The 17,527-nt window shown below is 62.7% G+C and carries 10 protein-coding genes; 3 read left to right on the plus strand and 7 right to left on the minus strand.

Features of this window, described 5'->3' with window-relative positions:
* Positions 1–14: 14 nt before the first annotated feature.
* The 7 genes from ACMO9O_RS07700 to ACMO9O_RS07730 all read right to left on the minus strand — a co-directional run bounded on the left by ACMO9O_RS07700 (position 15) and on the right by ACMO9O_RS07730 (position 13,400).
* Complete coding sequence (locus ACMO9O_RS07700; protein WP_418983286.1) at positions 15–3,272, minus strand: SusC/RagA family TonB-linked outer membrane protein; 3,258 nt, start codon at positions 3,270–3,272, stop codon at positions 15–17.
* A 41-nt stretch (positions 3,273–3,313) separates the two neighbouring features.
* Complete coding sequence (locus tag ACMO9O_RS07705; RefSeq protein WP_418983287.1) at positions 3,314–5,293, minus strand: surface glycan-binding family protein; 1,980 nt, start codon at positions 5,291–5,293, stop codon at positions 3,314–3,316.
* Positions 5,294–5,653: 360 nt separating this feature from the next.
* Positions 5,654–9,715 carry a two-component regulator propeller domain-containing protein gene (locus ACMO9O_RS07710; RefSeq protein ID WP_418983358.1) on the minus strand — a complete coding sequence of 1,354 codons (4,062 nt, stop codon included), beginning with the start codon at positions 9,713–9,715 and terminating at the stop codon, positions 5,654–5,656.
* Between the two features lie 630 nt (positions 9,716–10,345).
* The gene (gene rpsU, locus ACMO9O_RS07715; protein WP_018695187.1) at positions 10,346–10,537 is read right to left on the minus strand and encodes a 30S ribosomal protein S21; all 192 of its coding nucleotides are present in this window, start codon (positions 10,535–10,537) and stop codon (positions 10,346–10,348) included.
* An 82-nt stretch (positions 10,538–10,619) separates the two neighbouring features.
* Positions 10,620–11,675, minus strand: coding sequence for a helix-hairpin-helix domain-containing protein (locus tag ACMO9O_RS07720; RefSeq protein WP_418983288.1), 1,056 nt, complete (start codon positions 11,673–11,675; stop codon positions 10,620–10,622).
* A 17-nt stretch (positions 11,676–11,692) separates the two neighbouring features.
* Positions 11,693–12,544 (minus strand): N-acetylmuramic acid 6-phosphate etherase, encoded by an 852-nt coding sequence (locus ACMO9O_RS07725; protein WP_418983289.1) that lies wholly within the window; start codon positions 12,542–12,544, stop codon positions 11,693–11,695.
* On the minus strand, positions 12,534–13,400 hold the full coding sequence (locus tag ACMO9O_RS07730) for an ATPase (RefSeq protein WP_418983290.1): 867 nt from the start codon (positions 13,398–13,400) through the stop codon (positions 12,534–12,536). The genes ACMO9O_RS07725 and ACMO9O_RS07730 overlap by 11 nt, the downstream gene beginning before the upstream one ends.
* A gap of 906 nt (positions 13,401–14,306) precedes the next feature.
* Here ACMO9O_RS07730 and ACMO9O_RS07735 point away from each other — a divergent pair.
* Genes ACMO9O_RS07735 through ACMO9O_RS07745 form a run of 3 tightly spaced genes read left to right on the plus strand, consistent with a single transcriptional unit; the run spans position 14,307 to position 17,450 of the window.
* Complete coding sequence (locus ACMO9O_RS07735) at positions 14,307–15,071, plus strand: TlpA family protein disulfide reductase (RefSeq protein WP_418983291.1); 765 nt, start codon at positions 14,307–14,309, stop codon at positions 15,069–15,071.
* 4 nt (positions 15,072–15,075) lie between these two features.
* Complete coding sequence (locus ACMO9O_RS07740; RefSeq protein ID WP_418983292.1) at positions 15,076–15,453, plus strand: BlaI/MecI/CopY family transcriptional regulator; 378 nt, start codon at positions 15,076–15,078, stop codon at positions 15,451–15,453.
* A 2-nt stretch (positions 15,454–15,455) separates the two neighbouring features.
* The gene (locus ACMO9O_RS07745) at positions 15,456–17,450 is read left to right on the plus strand and encodes a M56 family metallopeptidase (protein ID WP_418983293.1); all 1,995 of its coding nucleotides are present in this window, start codon (positions 15,456–15,458) and stop codon (positions 17,448–17,450) included.
* Positions 17,451–17,527: the final 77 nt, after the last annotated feature.

Below are 17,527 nucleotides of genomic sequence, written 5' to 3' on the forward strand. Positions count from 1 at the left end.
TGTACGTTTAGCGATTAGAATTTGAGGTCCAGACCGAACGTGTAGGTGCGCGAACGCGGATAGGAACAGTAGTCCAGCCCGCGCATCAGGGCCGAGGAGTTGGTGTTCACCTCGGGGTCGTAGCCGGTGTAGTCGGTCCATACGAAGAGGTTGTCGGCCGAGAAGTAAACCCTGAGGGCCGAGAGACCGATCTTGCGCAGGAAGGGGACCTTCTTGGCGTTGAGGTTGTAGCCCAGCGTGATGTTTTGCAGGCGCAGATAGCTGCCGTCCTCCACCGAGCGCGAGGTCACCCAACGCTCGATCTGGCTCTCGGCGCTCGGGATCGCCGGCATGTCGTTGGTCGGGTTGGTCGGGCTCCAGAAGCCGGTGGTCTTCGTGAGGTAGTTGTTGCGCGAGCTGTCGAAGCTGGTCAGCAGCGTCTCGTTGGCGTTGAGGATGTCGTTGCCCGCCACCCACGTGAAGAATACCGACAGGTCGAAATTGTACCACTCGAAGCTGTTGGTGAAGCCGCCGAAGTGCTTCGGATTGGGGTTGCCGATCACGGTTCGGTCGTTGGCGTCGATCTTGCCGTCGCCGTTGATGTCGCGGTACTTCGTGTGGCCGGGTTTGATGTTCGTGAGCGAGCCGATCTGGCCGGGAACGCCCGGTTTGACCACATACTTGCCGTCGGCGTAGTAGAAGTCCTCGTTCTGGTAAACGCCGTCGTAGACGTAGCCGTAGATCATCGACGCAGGCTCCCCGATGCGGGCGATGTACTGGTCCTCGTCGTAGTTCTGATACCAGTTGGGCTTGCTGAGCATGTACGCCTGGCCGCTGTTGAGCGCAAGCACCTTGTTGCGGTTGAACGAGATGTTGAACGAGGTGTACCAGCGGAAGTGCTTGTGGTCGATGTTGGTGGTGTTCAGGGCGAACTCCCAGCCCTGGTTCTGCACCGAACCGATGTTGAGGTAGGCGCTCTGGTAGCCCGACGAGGTGGCCAGGTCGGAGTAGAGCAGCAGGTCCTTCGTCTTCTTGTGATACCAGTCGACCGTGAGGTTGATGCGGTTGCTGAACACGGCGAAGTCGATGCCCACGTCGGCCTGACGCGTGGTCTCCCACTTCAGGTCGCGGTTCTCGACGCGCGAGGGCTGGTAGCCGTAGACCAGACTGCCGTTGAACAGGTAGCCCGTGTTGGCGCTGTTGTAGAGGGCGGCGTAGGCGCTCGAACCGCCGATGCGGTTGTTGCCCGTCAGACCCCACGAGGCGCGCAGCTTGAGGTTCGACAGCCAGGGCACGTCGCGCAGGAAGTTCTCCTGCGACACGCGCCAGGCGAAGGCTCCCGAGGGAAAGTAGCCGAACTGGTTGTCGCCCAGGAATTTCGACGAGCCGTCGGCACGGAACGAAGCCGTGAAGATATACTTGTCGTTGTAGACGTAGTTCACGCGGCCGAGGAACGACATGGTGAAAAACTCCTCGATGGCGGTGACGGCCGGCTGCGCCGTACCCTGGCTGAGGTTGTCCATGCCCAGCACGTCGGTCGGGAACTTGATATAGGTGTTGGCGACGCTCTTGTTCAGGTAGCCCTCCATCGTGTAGCCGCCCATCACGTCGAAGCGGTGGCGGCCCCACGTTTTGGCGTAGGTGAGCGTGTACTCGTTGAACCACGTGTCGCGCACGACCTGCGACTTGTAGGCGTTGATGCCGTTGGTCTGCAGAATCGGGTGGCCGTAGCGGCTGTCGGCGTTGTTATACGAATCCTGCACGGTGGTGTAGTGCGTATATCCGCCGCGGATCATCAGCTTGAGCGGCTTGGCGATCTGGTAGTGGAGCGTTCCGTTGATGGTCAGCTGGTCGATGTAGATTTCGCGGTAGGCGTTGTTCAGGTTGCGGATCGGGTGGTAGGTGAGGTTGCCTGTGTCGGTGTCGACGTCCGCCGGGACGCCCTCCACGCCCAGGTCGCCGTATTTCATCGGGTTGACGGGCTGATACTGGAGAATGTCGCGGATGATCGAGTTGCGGTTGCCCTCGGAGCTTTGCAGACCGTGGCGGCGCGTGGCGTTGTAGTTCACCAGCCCCACGAAGCGGAACTTCTTGCTGATCTGCTGGTCGAGGCTGGCGCGGAAGTTATACTTGTCGATGCCCGTATTGAGCAGCAGGCCGTCCTGCAGGAACACGTCGGTCGAAACGTTGTACTTGGTCGACTTGTTGCCGCCGTTGATGGCCACGCGGTGAGAGTGGGTGATGGCGTTCTTGAACGCCTCGTCCTGCCAGTCGTGCATCGTCCACGGCAGGTCGGCATAGTCCTCGATCGTGAGTTTCTCCCAGTCGGCGGCCTTGGCGTAGGTCAGCTCGATGCGGTTGCCCGAGGCGTCGAGCGTGTAGGGTCCGCCCGGGGAGTCGCGCTTGAAGAGGTCGTTCACCAGATAGCGGTCGGCGAAGGTGGCGAAACCCGTCGAGGAGTAGTTGTCCGCCACGGCCTTGGCCATGTAGAGGTAGTCCAGCCCCTGCAGCATGCGCATCTTGCGCTCCGAGGGGAGGGTGCTCACGGAGAATTTGCCGTTGTACTCCACGTTGACCTGACCGTTGTCCGTACCCTTCTTGGTCTCGATGATGATGACGCCGTTGGCGCCGCGCGCACCGTAGATGGCCGTTGCCGAGGCGTCCTTGAGCACCTGCATCTGCTCGATGTCCTTCGAGTCGATGGAGAAGGTGTTGGGATTCTCTATGGGGAAGCCGTCGATGACCCACAGCGGAGCGTTGCTTCCGGTGAGCGAGTTGCCGCCGCGGATGGTGATGTCGACGCCCGCGCCGGGACCGCCCTCCGAGCTGGTCACCTGCACGCCGGCCATGCGGCCCGCCAGCGCGTCGGAGAAGTTGGCCGAGACCACGCCTTTCTCCAGGTCCGAAGCCTTGACCGTGGAGACCGCGCCCGAAATGTCCTTCTTGGCCATCTGGCCGTAGCCGACCGAGACGACCACCTCTTCGATGGCGTTGGCCGTGGCCTCCATGCGTACCGAGAGGTCGGTCATGTTCTGCGTGACGGGCATCACCTTGTCCGTGTAGCCGATGAAGGAGAAGACGATCTTCTGCCCCTTCTCGGCCGAGAGGTTGAAGTGCCCCTTCGTGTCGGAGGTGGTTCCGCGCGGCGTGCCCTGGATGATGATGGACGTGCCGGGCAGGGGCTGGTTGTTCTCGTCGTAGACCGTACCCGAAACGGGGACCGTCTGGGCATATAGCGACGCCGCACCGATGAGCAGCAGCAGCGTGAAGCCTGTTTTGAGGATATGTTTCATGATTCTTCGATTCTAAGGTTTTACTTGGGCTGTCTGCGGGATCAGTCGGCGAGCGAATCTTCCACGCGGAGCGACTCGATCCGGTAGGTGCGGCTGTTGTTGTTGTTCGCGGTCGGGTTCCAGTAGCGCAGCGCGAAGCGTATCTTCTTGCCCTTCCAGGCCGAAATGTCGAAGCTGCGGGGAGCCGGCGGGAAGTTCTGCAGGTTCTTGCCGCTCTGCACCAGGTTGTACTCGATCTTGGCGGGGATGGCCGCATTGTTCTGGTCGGTGGTGGCCAGCGGCGTCCATTGCAGGCTGCCCGGCACGGCGTCGAGGCCCTTGTCGTCCTGCGCCTCGTCGCCCTTTACATAGATGTTCTGAGCGTCGATCTGGGCGATCCAGACCTCGAGGATGTTCTGCGCGTCGGTTCCGTACTGGTGCAGGAAGTTGAAGCTGATGGCGGGGTTGAAGCTGCCGGCCGGAATCTCGATCTCGGAGGAGACCACCCAGTCGTTGTTCATGTTCGTATTGCCCGCCTCGGTGTTGGCGTTGTTGACGCCCGTGGCGTCGATGCAGGTGATGCCGTTGGCCGAATTGGCCGAAGCCTTGCCCCAGCCGTTCTTCACGGCGATGGTCGTGGCCGTCGACTGGTCGGTCTTGTTGTAGTTGGTCTCCAGCTTGCCCGAGAACGAATAGCGATCCATATTGGCGATGCCGCTGTTGGTCAGCGAATTGTCCTTCGAGTTGGTGACAAAGGCGATCTGCCAGAGCACGGGATCGATGCTGAAATCGCCCAGATAGGTCCGGAACGGGGTCTCCATGCCCTGATTCGTAACCAGCACGGTGAGTTTGTTGTCCTGCGTGAGGAAGGGCATGCGGTGGCCTTGGGCCAGCGTGACGATACCGCTCTTGCGGTCGATGGAAACCCCTTCGGGGGCATTTTCGAGCGACCATTCGATGCCGACCGTCGAGCCGGTGACCGACGGACGCTGCGAGGTCCACGCTTCGCCCGGCCGCAGCGCGACGGGGAACGCGTCGGGGTAGTTGACTTTCGTCACGGGTTCGGCCTTCTTGTCGGGATCGACCGTGACGGTATAAGCCCTCGGGAACGAGGTCGTCCCCTTGGCATTGGTCACGCGCACCTGCAGTTCGAACGTCTTGGCCGACTGGGTTACCAGCGGCGTGTCCTCCGGGAGGGTGATCACGCCGGTCGCAGCGTCGATCGTGAAGACCCCGAAGTCGTCGAGCAGCGCATAGCTCACCTGCGTGCCCTCGGCGGCCGCTGCGGCCCGGACGGTGGGCCGGGGCGAGGTGTGTCCCTCGAGCGGAATGAGCGCGATGGCGTCGGGTTCGTACTTCAGGTCGTAGGGTTTGCTCTCCACCGTCACGGTGAGGACGTCCGCAAAGACGAATCCGTCGGGATTGGTGCGGTTTACCACGCGGATCGAGAGCGGATAGACCCCCGCTTCGGCAGCGGCCGAGACGGTCACGGCGCAGGTCGACTTGTCGACCGAGAAATGCGTGTAGTCGGGGTTGTGGTCGGGCATTACGAGCGTGTAGACCGTACCCGTCTCCTGAACCAGGTAGGCGTGCTGGACCGGGACGGTCAGCTCCTCGCCGCGGGTGGCGGTCACCTCCGGATGCTCGAAGACGATGCCCCGGACCACGACTTTCAGCACGTCGGGATACTCCTCCGCGTAGTCGCCGTCGACCAGACGGATCGAGACGAACCACTCGCCCACGGCCGACGGGTCGCTCGGCGGGGTGAGGTTGATGACGCCGGTGGTCGCGTTGACATCGGCCAGCGACAGGTCGGCCGCCGCGCCGTTGTGCCTGACGGCCGTGACGACGAACTGCGGCGCGGAGGTTGTGCGGAGGGTGGGCGCGGCCGAGGTATAGGTCCCCTCGCCCAGCGTCATTTCGCCTGCCGGATAGCTCAGCGACGTGTTGGCGGCAGGAATGTCGTAATCCTGACACCCTGTCAGGCTCGCAATCAGCATCGCCGATAGCAGGACTGACAACAGATTCTTGCAGGTTTTCATAGGTTGGTGGTTAAAATTGATTCATTCGGTTCGGTTTGTATGGTTCGATTCACGGGTGCTAATTTAGGCCATTCGGCATTCATCGGGGTGGCGGTATCGTCCGTCCGGTTTGCCATATCGTCCATATTTTGGGGGTAGGGCGCTCCGTGACGCTTCCCAATCCGGACGCGGACTGCGGACGCCCGTCCTCCGAGCGGTCAGGCTCCTTTTTCCCGAAACTCCGTTTGCGTCGCATCCTGCCATTCCTATCCCCGAAAATCTGTCTGCGGCGCTCCTTCATGATGTTGCCCCCCCCCGGCCCTTTTTCCGGGTTCCCTTTTGCATCGGCTTTTTTCGGCGCTCCCTTTTCCGGGAGCCGTCCTAACCGTCGGTTCCCGTCGCAGACTCCTGCCCGAGGTTGCGGCGGTAGGAGAGCGGGCTGAGCTTGAACTGCGCCTTGAAGCACTTGCTGAAGTAGTGTGCCGAGCTGAATCCCGTGCGGTCGGCGATGTCCGAGACGTTCAGATCGGGGTTTTCGGCCAGCAGGGCGGCGGCCCGCTTGAGACGGATGGTCGAGATGAACTCGTTGGGCGTGCTGCCCGTGATGGCCTTCAGCTTGGCGAAGAGGTTGGTGCGGGCCATGCCCATCTCCCGCGAGAAGACCCCGACGCTGAACTCGGGATCGTCCAGGTGGCGTTCGATGATGGCCGTCGCCCGTTCGATCAGCTGCTGGTCCTTGGGGTTGGTGGCCAGCATGCGCGCCGAACGCCCGGGCTGGCGGCTGAACTTTTCGCGCAGGACGATGCGGCTGTTGACCAGGTTGTTGCAGCGCGAGAGCAGCAGCGCCGTATTGAAGGGCTTAATGATGTAGTCGTCCGCACCCGTGCGCAGCCCTTCGAGCGTGTGTTCGGGGGCGGTGCGGGCCGTGAGCAGCACGACGGGGATGTGGCAGGTGTTGATGTCGTCCTTGATGCGGCGGCAAAGCTCCGTGCCCGAGAGGCGCGGCATCACCACGTCCGAAAGTACGATCTGCGGCTCCTCGCGCAAGATCTTCTCCCACGCCTCTTCGCCGTCGGCGGCGGTCGAAACCTCGTAGTAAGGCTCGCACAGACGTACGAGCATTTCGCGCAGCGCTTCGTTGTCCTCCACGATGAGCATGCGCGCGCCCCGGATGCGGCGGAAAACCCCCTCGTCCATCTCCTGCTTCTCGCGTGCGAAGGCGCTCTCCGGCAGCGCGGTCTCCCCCGCCTGCGCCGCCTCCTCGGCGGCGTCCCGCACGGCGATCTGCTCTTGCGTGAACGCCTCGCGTCCCAGCGGCAGCGCGACGGTGAAGGTGCTGCCAGCACCGGGCCGGCTTCGGACGGTCAGCGTGCCGTGATGCAGTTCGACGATGCCCTTCGAGAGAGCCAGTCCGATCCCGGTCCCCTGCGCCGCGGCCTGCTCCGTGTCGGGAACCTGGTAGAAACGGTCGAAGATGCGGGCGAGGTCCTCCGCGGCGATTCCCTGCCCCGTGTCGGTCACGCCGAAGAGGGCCTTTCCTGCCTCCCGCCGCACCCAGAGGGTAATGCTTCCGTCGGCGGGAGTATGTTTGAGGGCGTTGGAAAGCAGGTTGTTGACCACCTTCTGCAGCTGCGCGCGGTCGAACCAGACGGGAAGCGTCGGCTCGGCATGGTCGAAAGTCAGCCGCACGCGGCGGTAGTCGGCGTATTCGCGGAAAAGGAGGTAGTTTTCGCAGAGGAACGCCACGAGGTCCTGCTCCCAGACGCGGATTTTCATGTGCCCCTGCTCCTGCTTGCGGAAGTCGAGCAGTTCGCCGATCAGCTCTTTGAGCTGCTGAGCGTTCTTATAGATGCGCAGCACCTTGTTGTAGATGGTCGGGGTGAACGACTGCACCTGCAGCAGCATCTCGACCTGCCCCAAGATAAGGGTCAGCGGCGTGCGAAATTCGTGGGAGATGTTGGTGAAGAAGCGCAGCTTCGATTGGTTGAGCGCCTCCACGTCGCGGATGTGCTGCTGCTCGTAGCGCAGCGACTCCTGCAGGCGGATACGGCTGCGGTAAGCGCGCACCAGCGCCCAGAGGATGCCTCCGGCGGTCAGCAGGTAGAGCAGCCACGCCCAGGTCGAGCGGTAGAAAGGCGGCAGCACCTCGATCTCGAGCCGGGCTTCGGGCGTATCGGGACCTGCCGCGCGGGCGCTGCGGACCACGAGCGTGTAGCGGCCCGGGTTGAGGTTGGTGTAGGTGATCTCGGTCTGCCCGCGCGTCGGGGTCCATGCGTCGGAGAACCCCTCCAGTCGGTAGACCAGCTCTTCCCGGTTCGCGGGGATGAAATTCGAGGTGGCGAACTCCACCGTAAAGACCGAATAGCGCGCCCGCAGCCGGATGCGGGCGGTGTGGCAGAGGGCGTTGCCGAGGATGCCCGTACGGTCGCCCACGGCGACCGTCTCGCCGTTGACGATCAGCCGGCTCGGCACGATGCGGTAGGGCTTGGGCGCGAAGTCGACCGCCTCGGGGTCGAATGAGACCATCCCCTGCGTGCCGCCCAGGAAAAGCCGTCCGTCGTGCGTGTAGCAGATGGCGTTTTCGTTGATGGCCGTCAGCGGGAAGCCGTTCGAAAGGGTGTGGTTGTCGAAGCGGTGGGTGGCGTAGTCGAAGCGTGAGAAACCCTCGTTGGTGATAATTAGCAACTTGCCCGTACCCGAATCGCGGATGTCGTAGATGCAGTCGCTCGAAAGACCGTTGTGCGCGGCGTCGAAGTTCTCGAAATCGTCCGTTTCGTAGCGGTAGCGGTCAAGCCCCGTGCCTGAGGTGGCGATCCACAGGTTGCCCGCACGGTCCTGCACGATGCTGTTGACGTTGTTGCCGCTCAGGCTCGCCGGATCGTCCGGATCATGCCGGTAGCGGGTCAGCGTGCCCGTGTCGAAGCGGTAGGCGTAAAGTCCCTCGCCCGTGGCGGCGACCCAAAGCGTACCCCGGCTGTCGAAGAGCAGCGAGGCCACGGCCTTGATGCGCCGCCCCTGAGCCGTATCACGGAAGAGCTGCCGCGCGCGGCCCGTCGCCGGGTCGAAGACGCAGACGCCCTCCTGCGTGGCCACGACGAGGCTGTCGCCGTAGAGCACCACGTCGCGCACGATGTCCGAGGGGAGGGTGGTTGCATCTCCCGCCTTGGCGCGGTAGTGCGTGAAGCGCTGCGTAGGAAGGTCGAGGCGGTTCAAGCCGCCCAGGTGGGTTCCGATCCACATCGCATGGCGCTTGGGGTCGTAGCGGATCGCCTTCACGTTGTCGTGCGAGATGCTGTTGGCCCCGGGCGTGTGGCGATACCAGCGGAAACGGCCCGTCCTGCGGTCGAGCACGTTGACGCCGCTGCCCTCCGTGCAGATCCAGAGGTTGTGCTCCCTATCCTCGATCATCTTGCCCACGATGGGCGACGAAAGCCCCCGGCCGGGCTTTTCCGCGGCTTTATAGCGGGTGTATATCTCGTATTCGGGGTTGAAGTAGTTGACTCCGCCGAAGTAGGTCCCGGCCCAGATCGTACCCTGATGGTCCTTCATCAGACACCAGATCGAGGAGTGGGTCAGTCCCTCCGCGCTTCCGTCCGCCACATAGGCGCTCATCCGTCCGCTCTTCGGGTCGAGCCGGTTCAGGCCGAGGAAAGTCCCGATCCAGAGGTCGCCCCGGTCATCCTCGACGAAGCAGCGTACGAAGTCGGAGAGCAGTTCGCCGGGCGCGCTGCGGCGGTTGATCCACGTGCCCCCCCCCGCAGGACGGTGGTAGTAACCCTCCTCCCACGTGCCCGCCCAGAGGCCGCGGGCCGAATCCTCGTAGATGCTCGTCACGTTCGAGCGGCCGAACGGGTGCTCCAGCGTCCCGTCCGGGCGCAGGCCGTAGAGACCGCTGCGGTCGGTTCCGATCCAGAGGATTCCCGCCGCGTCGCGCAGCAGGCAGGTGATCTCGCCCGTGATGTCGGCCGGGAGGGCGTAAAAGGGGGCCAGCTCGCCGTTTTCGGTGTTGCAGCGGAAAATTTGCGTGCCGCGGGCGACGTAGAATCCGTCGTCGTAATAGATGGCCGACGCCGTGCCGTTGAGCAGCGTGCGGAACTCGTCGCGGCGGATGTCGAAGCGGGCCACGCCCTCGCTGCAGAGCAGGAAGAGCGAGCCGTCGCCGTCGCCCGTGATGCGCAGCACGGTGTTGCAGAAGAGGCTTGCCGGATCGCCCTTGCGCTGCTTGAACGTCTTGATTCCGTTGCTGTTGTAACGGTTGAGGCCCTCGCGCGTGCCGATCCAGACGAACCCCCGTTCGTCGCGGTAGAGCGCGTTGACAGAGAACTGCGACAGTCCGTTGTCGGTGGTCAGGTGGCTGAACGCGACGTGCTGCGCCGCCGCGGGCACTTCGGAAAGGAGCGCGGCCAGCAGGAGAATCAGCGTGCGTGCGATATGTCGGAAAATCGAAGTCACTGCGGACAGGTTTTCCAACAAATATAATAAATCTTTCCGGTATCGGAAAATAAAATCGGGCGGCAAATCGGCTGCGGATAAATTCTCCGTGCGGACTTTTTCGGGCTGCCCGCTGACTTTCATCGGGGTAGGTGTTCGGGGCGGACCGGCCGGATGGTAGCGGAACGGGGTAATAATCCGGCGGTCGTCGGAGAGGATGCGATTAGGGTTGCGGCCGAGGGGCGATGGAGCCGGTGGAGTTGCGACCGAGGGGCGATGGAGAGGATGCGACGGAGGAGCTTTGGACAGGGATGCGATTGAAAGGGCAATGGAGGGCTGCGGCAGAGGGCGCCGTAGGAAATGTTTCCGAGTGAGTGCGGCATCCGTGCGGGCTTTCACGGACTGCCCGCTGACTTTCATCGGGGTAGGGATTCGGGGCGGACCGGCCGGACGGTAGCGGAACGGGGGTAATAATCCAACGGGCGCCGGAGAGGATGCGACGGCGGGGTGTTTCCGGGTGAATGCGGCATCCGGGCGGGCTTTCTCGGACTGCAGTCGGTAGCCTGCGGCTCCGACACGAGAATGCGAAACGGGCAGGCAACCCGAAAGTTGTCTGCCCGCTGGTCTTGTAAACGCCGACGTTTAGTCCTCGTCGCGGTACATGTGCTCCACGTAAACGGCGTGCTGCATGGCCTCGCGCTTGGCGATCGACGGCTTGGTGAAGTACTGGCGGCGGCGAAGCTCCTTCAGTACGCCCGTGCGCTCGTATTTACGTTTGAATTTCTTCAGGGCGCGTTCGATGTTTTCGCCCTCCTTAACCGGCATGATAATCATGATATACTTGCTTTTTGTTTGTTTTATTCTTTTCGATTTGTTTGTTGGGGGCATCGTGCGGATGCCGCCCGGAAAGGGTTCGTTACTCGTTGTGGGGTTCGCCTTCGGAGCCGAAATGCAGATAGGGAGCCAGTCGTGCTGTCTCCTCGCGGGTCAATATGTCATCTGCAATCAATTCCTCGGTGCTGCTCCAACCTCCTTTCAGCTGTCTTGCTTTCAACAGTTTCCTCAGCGAGCGGGGGGCCAGGTATGGATGGCGCGCCAACTCGTTCGGGGTTGCAAAGTTAACATCAATTTTTCGAATTTTGCAACTGTCGCAGTAAATTTGTTTCAAAATTCTTTCGTAATTGCGCTCCGTAACGCCCGGAACCTCGGCCAGCTGCTCCGCACGGACGAATCCGCCGAGCCGTTCGCGGTAGCGGAGGATCGCTCCGACGGTCTTTTCGCCGATCCCCACCACGGCCCGCAGCTGCATCGAATCGGCCGAGTTCAGCTCCAGGGCGACATCCGCCGGGTGCAGGATCGGATCGGGAAAAATAATGTACGGCTCCAGCGCTGCGGCCACCGAGTCGCTCACCACGTAGCAAGCCCTCAGCTCCTCCATGTCGCGGATGCCGCTCAGGTCGCGCCAGCGGATGAACGCCTCGGCCTGCCGTTTCGACAAGGCTCCGATGGCGCGCAGGTAGCGGGCGCTCACCGTGTCGATGCGAAAGGGCGACGGCGGCAGCGGATCGGCGATCAAGCGCCCGGTGCGGTACTGCTCGGGCGCGATCATGTAGCGCCGTCCGATGCGGATGTAGGGGGCGATGCGGCGGTAGAGCGAGTCGCCGATGCCGTAGCAGAGCGTCACGTCCTCGGGGATGCGGAAGATCTTGCCCGCCGCCCGGAATTTGAGCAGGCTGACCGCTTCGTGCTTCGAAAAACCGAGGGCGAGCAGTTCGTCGAAAGTCACCGTGTTGGGGTCGAACGGTTGCAGTCGGGGTTCGGCCGTGCGCGCCTCCATCTGCTGCTCGGCACGCCGGGCTGCGGCGGTGTCGGCCAGGGGCCGGACGAGTGCGACGGCCAGAATCGCCAGCGCTGCCAGCGGCAGGAAGATCGCCACGGCGCGGATCTCCCGTTCGGAAAAGAGCTTTGCCATATTTCTTGGTGTTCTTATTATTTTTTCGGGTTCACCGGCGGTTCTTTGCCGACCGGCTTTTCGTCGCGCAGCGTGTCCAGCGCCCGCTTGACCGATCCGCACCGCAAGAGCAGCGCGCGCGCCTCGTCGTTCGGAAGCCCCGTTTCGCGGACGATCATGCCGACGCCGCGCGCGACGAGCTTGTCGTTGGTGAGCTGCATGTGGACCATGCGGTTGCCCTCGACCTTGCCCAGGCGGATCATCACGGCGGTAGAGAGCATGTTGAGCATCAGTTTCTGTGCCGTTCCCGCTTTCATGCGCGTCGAACCCGTCACGAATTCGGGACCGACTACCGCTTCGAGCGCATATTCCGCCTCGGCGGCGGCAGGCGAAGAGGGGTTGCAGGTGATGACGGCGGTCAGAAGCCCTTCCCGCCGGGCGCTGCGCACTCCGCCCACCACGTAGGGGGTGGTTCCCGAGGCGGCGATACCTATTAATATGTCTCCGGCCGTCGGGCGGTAGGGCGCCATATCGCGCCAGGCCCCCTCGGGGTCGTCCTCGGCATGCTCCACCGAGCGGCGCAGGGCACGGTCGCCTCCGGCGATCAGACCGATCACGCGGTCGTCGGCCACCCCGTAGGTCGGAGGCAGCTCCGAGGCGTCGGTCACCCCCAGCCGGCCGCTCGTCCCGGCTCCGATGTAGAACATGCGTCCGCCCCGTTGCATGCGTTCGGCGACGCGTTCGACGAGCCGTTCCATGACGGGGATGGTCTGCCGCACGGCTTCGTGTACGCGGGCGTCCTCGCGGTTGATGCCCGTGAGCAGGTCGTGCACCGACATGCGCTGCAGGTCGTCGTAGGGGGAGGGTTGTTCGGTGATTCTATGTTCCATGGTGGTAGCGGATAAGCCCTTCGGCGGGCGATTCTTCGATGCGGCAGAGGGTGAACCCCTCCGCGGCGAGCGCTTCGCGCAGTATCTCCGCGAAGTGGGCCGCTACGCCGCCGATGCAGGCCACGGGAAGTCCGGCGGGGTAGCGCGTGAGGTTGCGGCGGGCGAAGTCGCGGAAACTCTCCGTGACCAGCTGCCGAACCCCGGGCATGGCGAGGTGTGCGTGTACGAACGGAGCCAGCGAGGCGAGAAAGCGGTTGGCGGCGGGCTCGCGGTAGACGCGGCGGATAATCCCCTCGTAATCGAGCCCCGTAGCGGCGAACAGCTCGTCGCGCAGGGGAATATGCCCCTTGAGGACGGCGTTGAGCAGGTTGCGGCCCAGTACCGCGCCGCTCCCCTCGTCGCCCAGCACGTAACCCAGCGGCGGGATGTTTCCGACGATCCCGCCTCCGCGGCAGTGACAGGAGTTGGAACCCGTGCCGAGGATGCAGGCGATGCCTTCGCCGCGTCCGAACAGCGCGCGGGCCGCTGCGAGCAGGTCGGAGTGGACTTCGATGCGGGGCGTACGGAAATGCCTGCGTAGCGCTGCGGTCATCCGTTCGCTCGCTTCCGGAAACTGAGGGCCGCACCCCGCGCCGTAAAACACCACGGAGAGGTCGGCTCCCTCGGTCGGAACACTCCCTGTTGCGGCCTGTATGGGGGCGCAGAAGCCGGTCGGAAGCTCCGCGAGCACGGCGGCGATCCGTTCGACGCTCTGCTGCACGGCGTTGATGCCCCGCGTGCGAACGGTTGCGTGCCGTTCGCCGTCCGTAGCGATCCAGGTGCATTGGGTCGATCCGCTGTCTGCAAGAAGTAACATTATAGTAAGTTACAAAAATATCGATCGGCCGGGCTGTGTCGGCTCATCCGGATTTGCGGCTCCAGGAGCCGTCCGGTTTGTCCTGTTTTGGCTGTAAACCGGAGGATGCAGCCTCGCGGCCCATGGCCGCGTTTGTAAATCTGACCCCACCCCGACCCTCCCTCAGGGAGGGAGAAGAGCCTCAGGTATAAATTTCTTTGGCTCAATTTGCGGCTTCTCGGAGCCGCGCGGGTGTTCGGTTTGTTCTGTCTTCGACCTTTAGGTCGGCGGGCCGCAGCCTCCGGCAGCGGAGGCCCGCTTGTCGCGTGCACTCCGCAGGCTGCTGCCCGATATCTTTCCGCCAGCGCATCCCTTCGCAGACAGCCGCACGAATCAACCACTGCGGCGCATCGCGCCGCACCAGCCCGCGCACTTCTGGAAACGGCGGGAATTACGGTTGTCCGACGCCGAGCGCCCGGAACGGGCGTGCGATATGCTTTAGCTTTCGTGCCCGTTCAGCGAGGAGGAGGGCGGATGGCCGCCGTTTTCTGCGTGCGCCTCTCTTTCGCCCTTTCTTTTGAAGAAAGGGCAAGGAAACCTTCGCAGCAGAGGCCCGCATACCGCGTTCCTCCGCAGGCTGCCGCCCGAAAACTTTTCTCCGATAAGCCCCCTCCGCCCGGATTCCAGACCTTGTCGCCGATCCGTTTTTCAAAAGTAATCATTTCGCCGAAAAACCCGAAATTTCCGATAAACTAATTTTATTAGTTAAAAAACTATGGAAAATAGTTGTGGGTGAAATTTTTTTAGTTACCTTTGTCGAAGAGAACTCCGGATGGGTCCGGCGGCGTCGGAGAGCATCCGGTTAGATTCCCGGCAGCTCACAACCTCTCCGGCCTGCTCGGGATGTCGGACAACAGACAGAGAACGATGAAAAAATGGGTGATTTTACTGGGACTGGCTCTGGCGGCCGGTCATGCGTGCGCTCAGCAGGGCGGGGACGGATGGATCCGGGCGGCCAGCCTGATCGACGGGCACTTCTTCACCGAGCAGCCCGAACCGTATCCCACGGTTCCTATCCGGGCGGGGTTGATCAAGGATTCGCTGGGCGGCAGGGTGGCGGTGACGATCTATCCCAAGGGGACGCACCTTTCGGCCGAGGCCGCTGAGCTGGCCATCCCGGTCGAGCGGGTCTTCTGCGGAAAGGAGCTTCTGGAAGCGGCGCAGCAGACGCGGCTGTTCACCATTACGATGGGGGCGCCCGAACCGCTCCGCCACGGGGTCGGCCAGACGATGCCGCCTTTCACGGAGGTCGACGATGCGGGACGTACCTGGACCGAACGCGATGCGAAGGGCCGTCCGGTGGTGCTCAATTTCTGGTATACCGGCTGCCGGCCCTGCATCCGCGAGATGCCGGAGCTTAATACCTGGATCGAGGCGTGTCCCGATGCGTTATGCCTGGCCGTAACCTGGAACTCGGCCGAGGAGATTCGCCCGATCGTCGAGCGGCAGGGGTTCGCCTTTCACCGGATCGTCGATGCCCGGAAGTTGTGGGACGAATTTGGTGTCGAACAGACCCCCACGACAGTGATCGTCGATCGCAAGGGTGTCATCCGCTGCGTCGAGATCGGATCGAGCACGCTGCAGCGACGCCGTTTGTTGGAGTGTCTCGAAGAGTTGGAAACCGAAAAATAAGGATATGAAAGAGATTCCCGAAAAACTCACGCGCCGCGAAGAGGAGCTGATGCGCTGCTTCTGGGAGCGGGGAGCGCTGTTCGTGCGCGAGCTGGTGGCGCTTTCGCCCGACCCCAAACCCCACTTCAACACCCTCTCGACGATGGTCCGGGCGCTGGAGGCGAAGGGCTACCTGTCGCACGAGGCGTTCGGCAGCACCTACCGCTACTACCCGGTGGTGAGCGAGGAGGAGTTCTCGCGCCGCACGCTGGGCAGCGTCATCAACCGTTATTTCGAAAATTCCTACCTCGGGGCCGTCTCGGCGCTGGTCGAGGAGGAGAAAATCTCGGTCGACGAGCTGCGCGGGCTGATCGACCGGATCGAAAACGCCCATAACCGATAGCCATGTGGTACGATCTGATGCTGTACAGCGCCAAGGCGGGCGTCTGCCTGGCCGTCTTCTACCTCTTTTTCAAATTGTTGCTGAGCCGCGAGACGTTCCACCGCTTCAACCGTATCGTCGTGCTGGCGGCCGTTGCGCTCTCGTTCGTGCTGCCGCTGTGCGTCATTACGGTGGTGCGCGAACTGCCTGCGCTGCCGGAGTTGCCGACGGAAACGGCGGCGGTGCTCCCGGCCGAACCGCAGCCCGAACCCTTTCCGTGGGAGAGGCTGGCGACAGCCGTTTTCCTGATCGGGGCCGCGGTGACGTTGGGCCGGATGCTTCGGTCGATCGGCGGCGTGGTGCGCCTCATTCGCCGGGGTCGCCGCGAGCGGCTCGACGACGGGGCGGTGCTCGTGCGGCTGGACGAGGCGGTAATGCCGTTCAGTTGGGGTCGCTACATCGTCCTCTCCGAGCGGGATTACGCCGAGAGCGGACCGGAGATTCTGATCCATGAACGGGCCCACCTGCGGCTGCGCCACTCGTGGGATCTGCTGCTGACCGATCTGGCCGGATGCCTGCAATGGTTCAATCCGGCCATGTGGCTGCTGCGGCGCGAGCTGCGGGCCATCCACGAATACGAGGCCGACGAGGTGGTGCTCGACAGCGGCGTCGACGCGCGCCACTATCAACTGATGCTCATAAAGAAAGCTGCCGGCGGGAGGTGGTACTCGATAGCCAACAGCTTCAATCACAGTAAACTTAAAAACCGTATTACCATGATGTTACAGAAAAAATCGTCGCGGTGGGCCGCAGCCAAAGCGCTCTTCCTGCTGCCGCTGACCGGGCTTGCGCTGGGAGCTTTCGCCCGAACCGCCTATGTCGCTCCGCAGGACAAAGTTACCAAAGAATCGGTTACCGTCCAAATAACCGATGGAAAAACTGCCGTCGCAGGCATCGACGGCAAGCCGCTCGTGCTGGTCGACGGCAAGCAAGCAGCTTCGACGGACGGGCTGCCTTCGGACCGGATCGCCCAGGTCAAGGTGTATAAAGGTGCGGCAGCCACGGACCGCTACGGCGAAAAGGGGAAAGACGGGGTTATCGAGGTGACGCTTCGCAAGGAGGGGGATGCCGCCGAAGCCGGAGCGGACCTGCCGGAAGAGAAGGTTGTCGTGATCGGTGCGGGCCTGCCGGAAGAGGAGGTCGTCGTGCTCGGTTCGGGCGAGAAGCCGGGGCCGGAGCTTACGGGTGAGGTCGTGCGGGTGAAGTCGGTTGGTGATAACAAGACTTACGTTATCCGGGGCCGGGGTGAGGATGCCGTGCAAGACGATCCATCGGTCTTCATCATCGACGGAAAGATGGTGAACGACCGGAGCAAAGTCGACCTCAAGCCGGAAGATATTCTCCATATGCGGGTGGATAAATCGGGTTCCGAGAGCCTGATCTTCATCACGACCAAGAAAGGAACGGCACAGCGCGCGCAGGAGGGTGTAAAGGCCGCCCGCGAGGGGGTCGTCGCCGCGCGTGAAGGAATAAAAGCCGGCCAGGAGGGGATCGAAGCGGCGCGTGCCGCGCTGGAGAGCAACCGCAAGCAGATGAATAAAAAGGAGTGGAAAGCCGCACTCCGGCAGTTGGACGATGCGAAGAAGCAGATCGAACAGGCGCGCGAGCAGATTCGGGCCGCCGAGCAGGAGATTGCAGATGCGAAGCAGCCGTATATCGGCAAAACTTCCGGACAGGCCGATGTGACCGTGCATACGAGTATCACCACCAACGCCGACGGAGAGAAGGAGAACTCCGTCACATTGAGTGCGGACAAGCTGTCCTACAATACGATCAGCAACGGCATAAAGGGCAATCCGCTCATTATAATTGACGGAAAGAAGGCCGACAAGGCTGCATTGGAGAAGATCGGCTCCGGCCGGATCCATCGGATGAATATCTACAAAGGCGACGTGGCCGTGAAGAAGTACGGCGAGGAGGCCCGGGACGGGGCGATTGAAATCAGCACCCAAAAATAACCATAGGTGACCAATAAAAAGTTCGCAACCCGGAACGGCGTCAGGCTGTTCCGGGTTATTTGTCTATACAAGGGAAG

Origin of the sequence: Alistipes sp., from assembly GCF_048465635.1 — a bacterium.
In the GTDB taxonomy this organism is placed as follows: domain Bacteria; phylum Bacteroidota; class Bacteroidia; order Bacteroidales; family Rikenellaceae; genus Alistipes.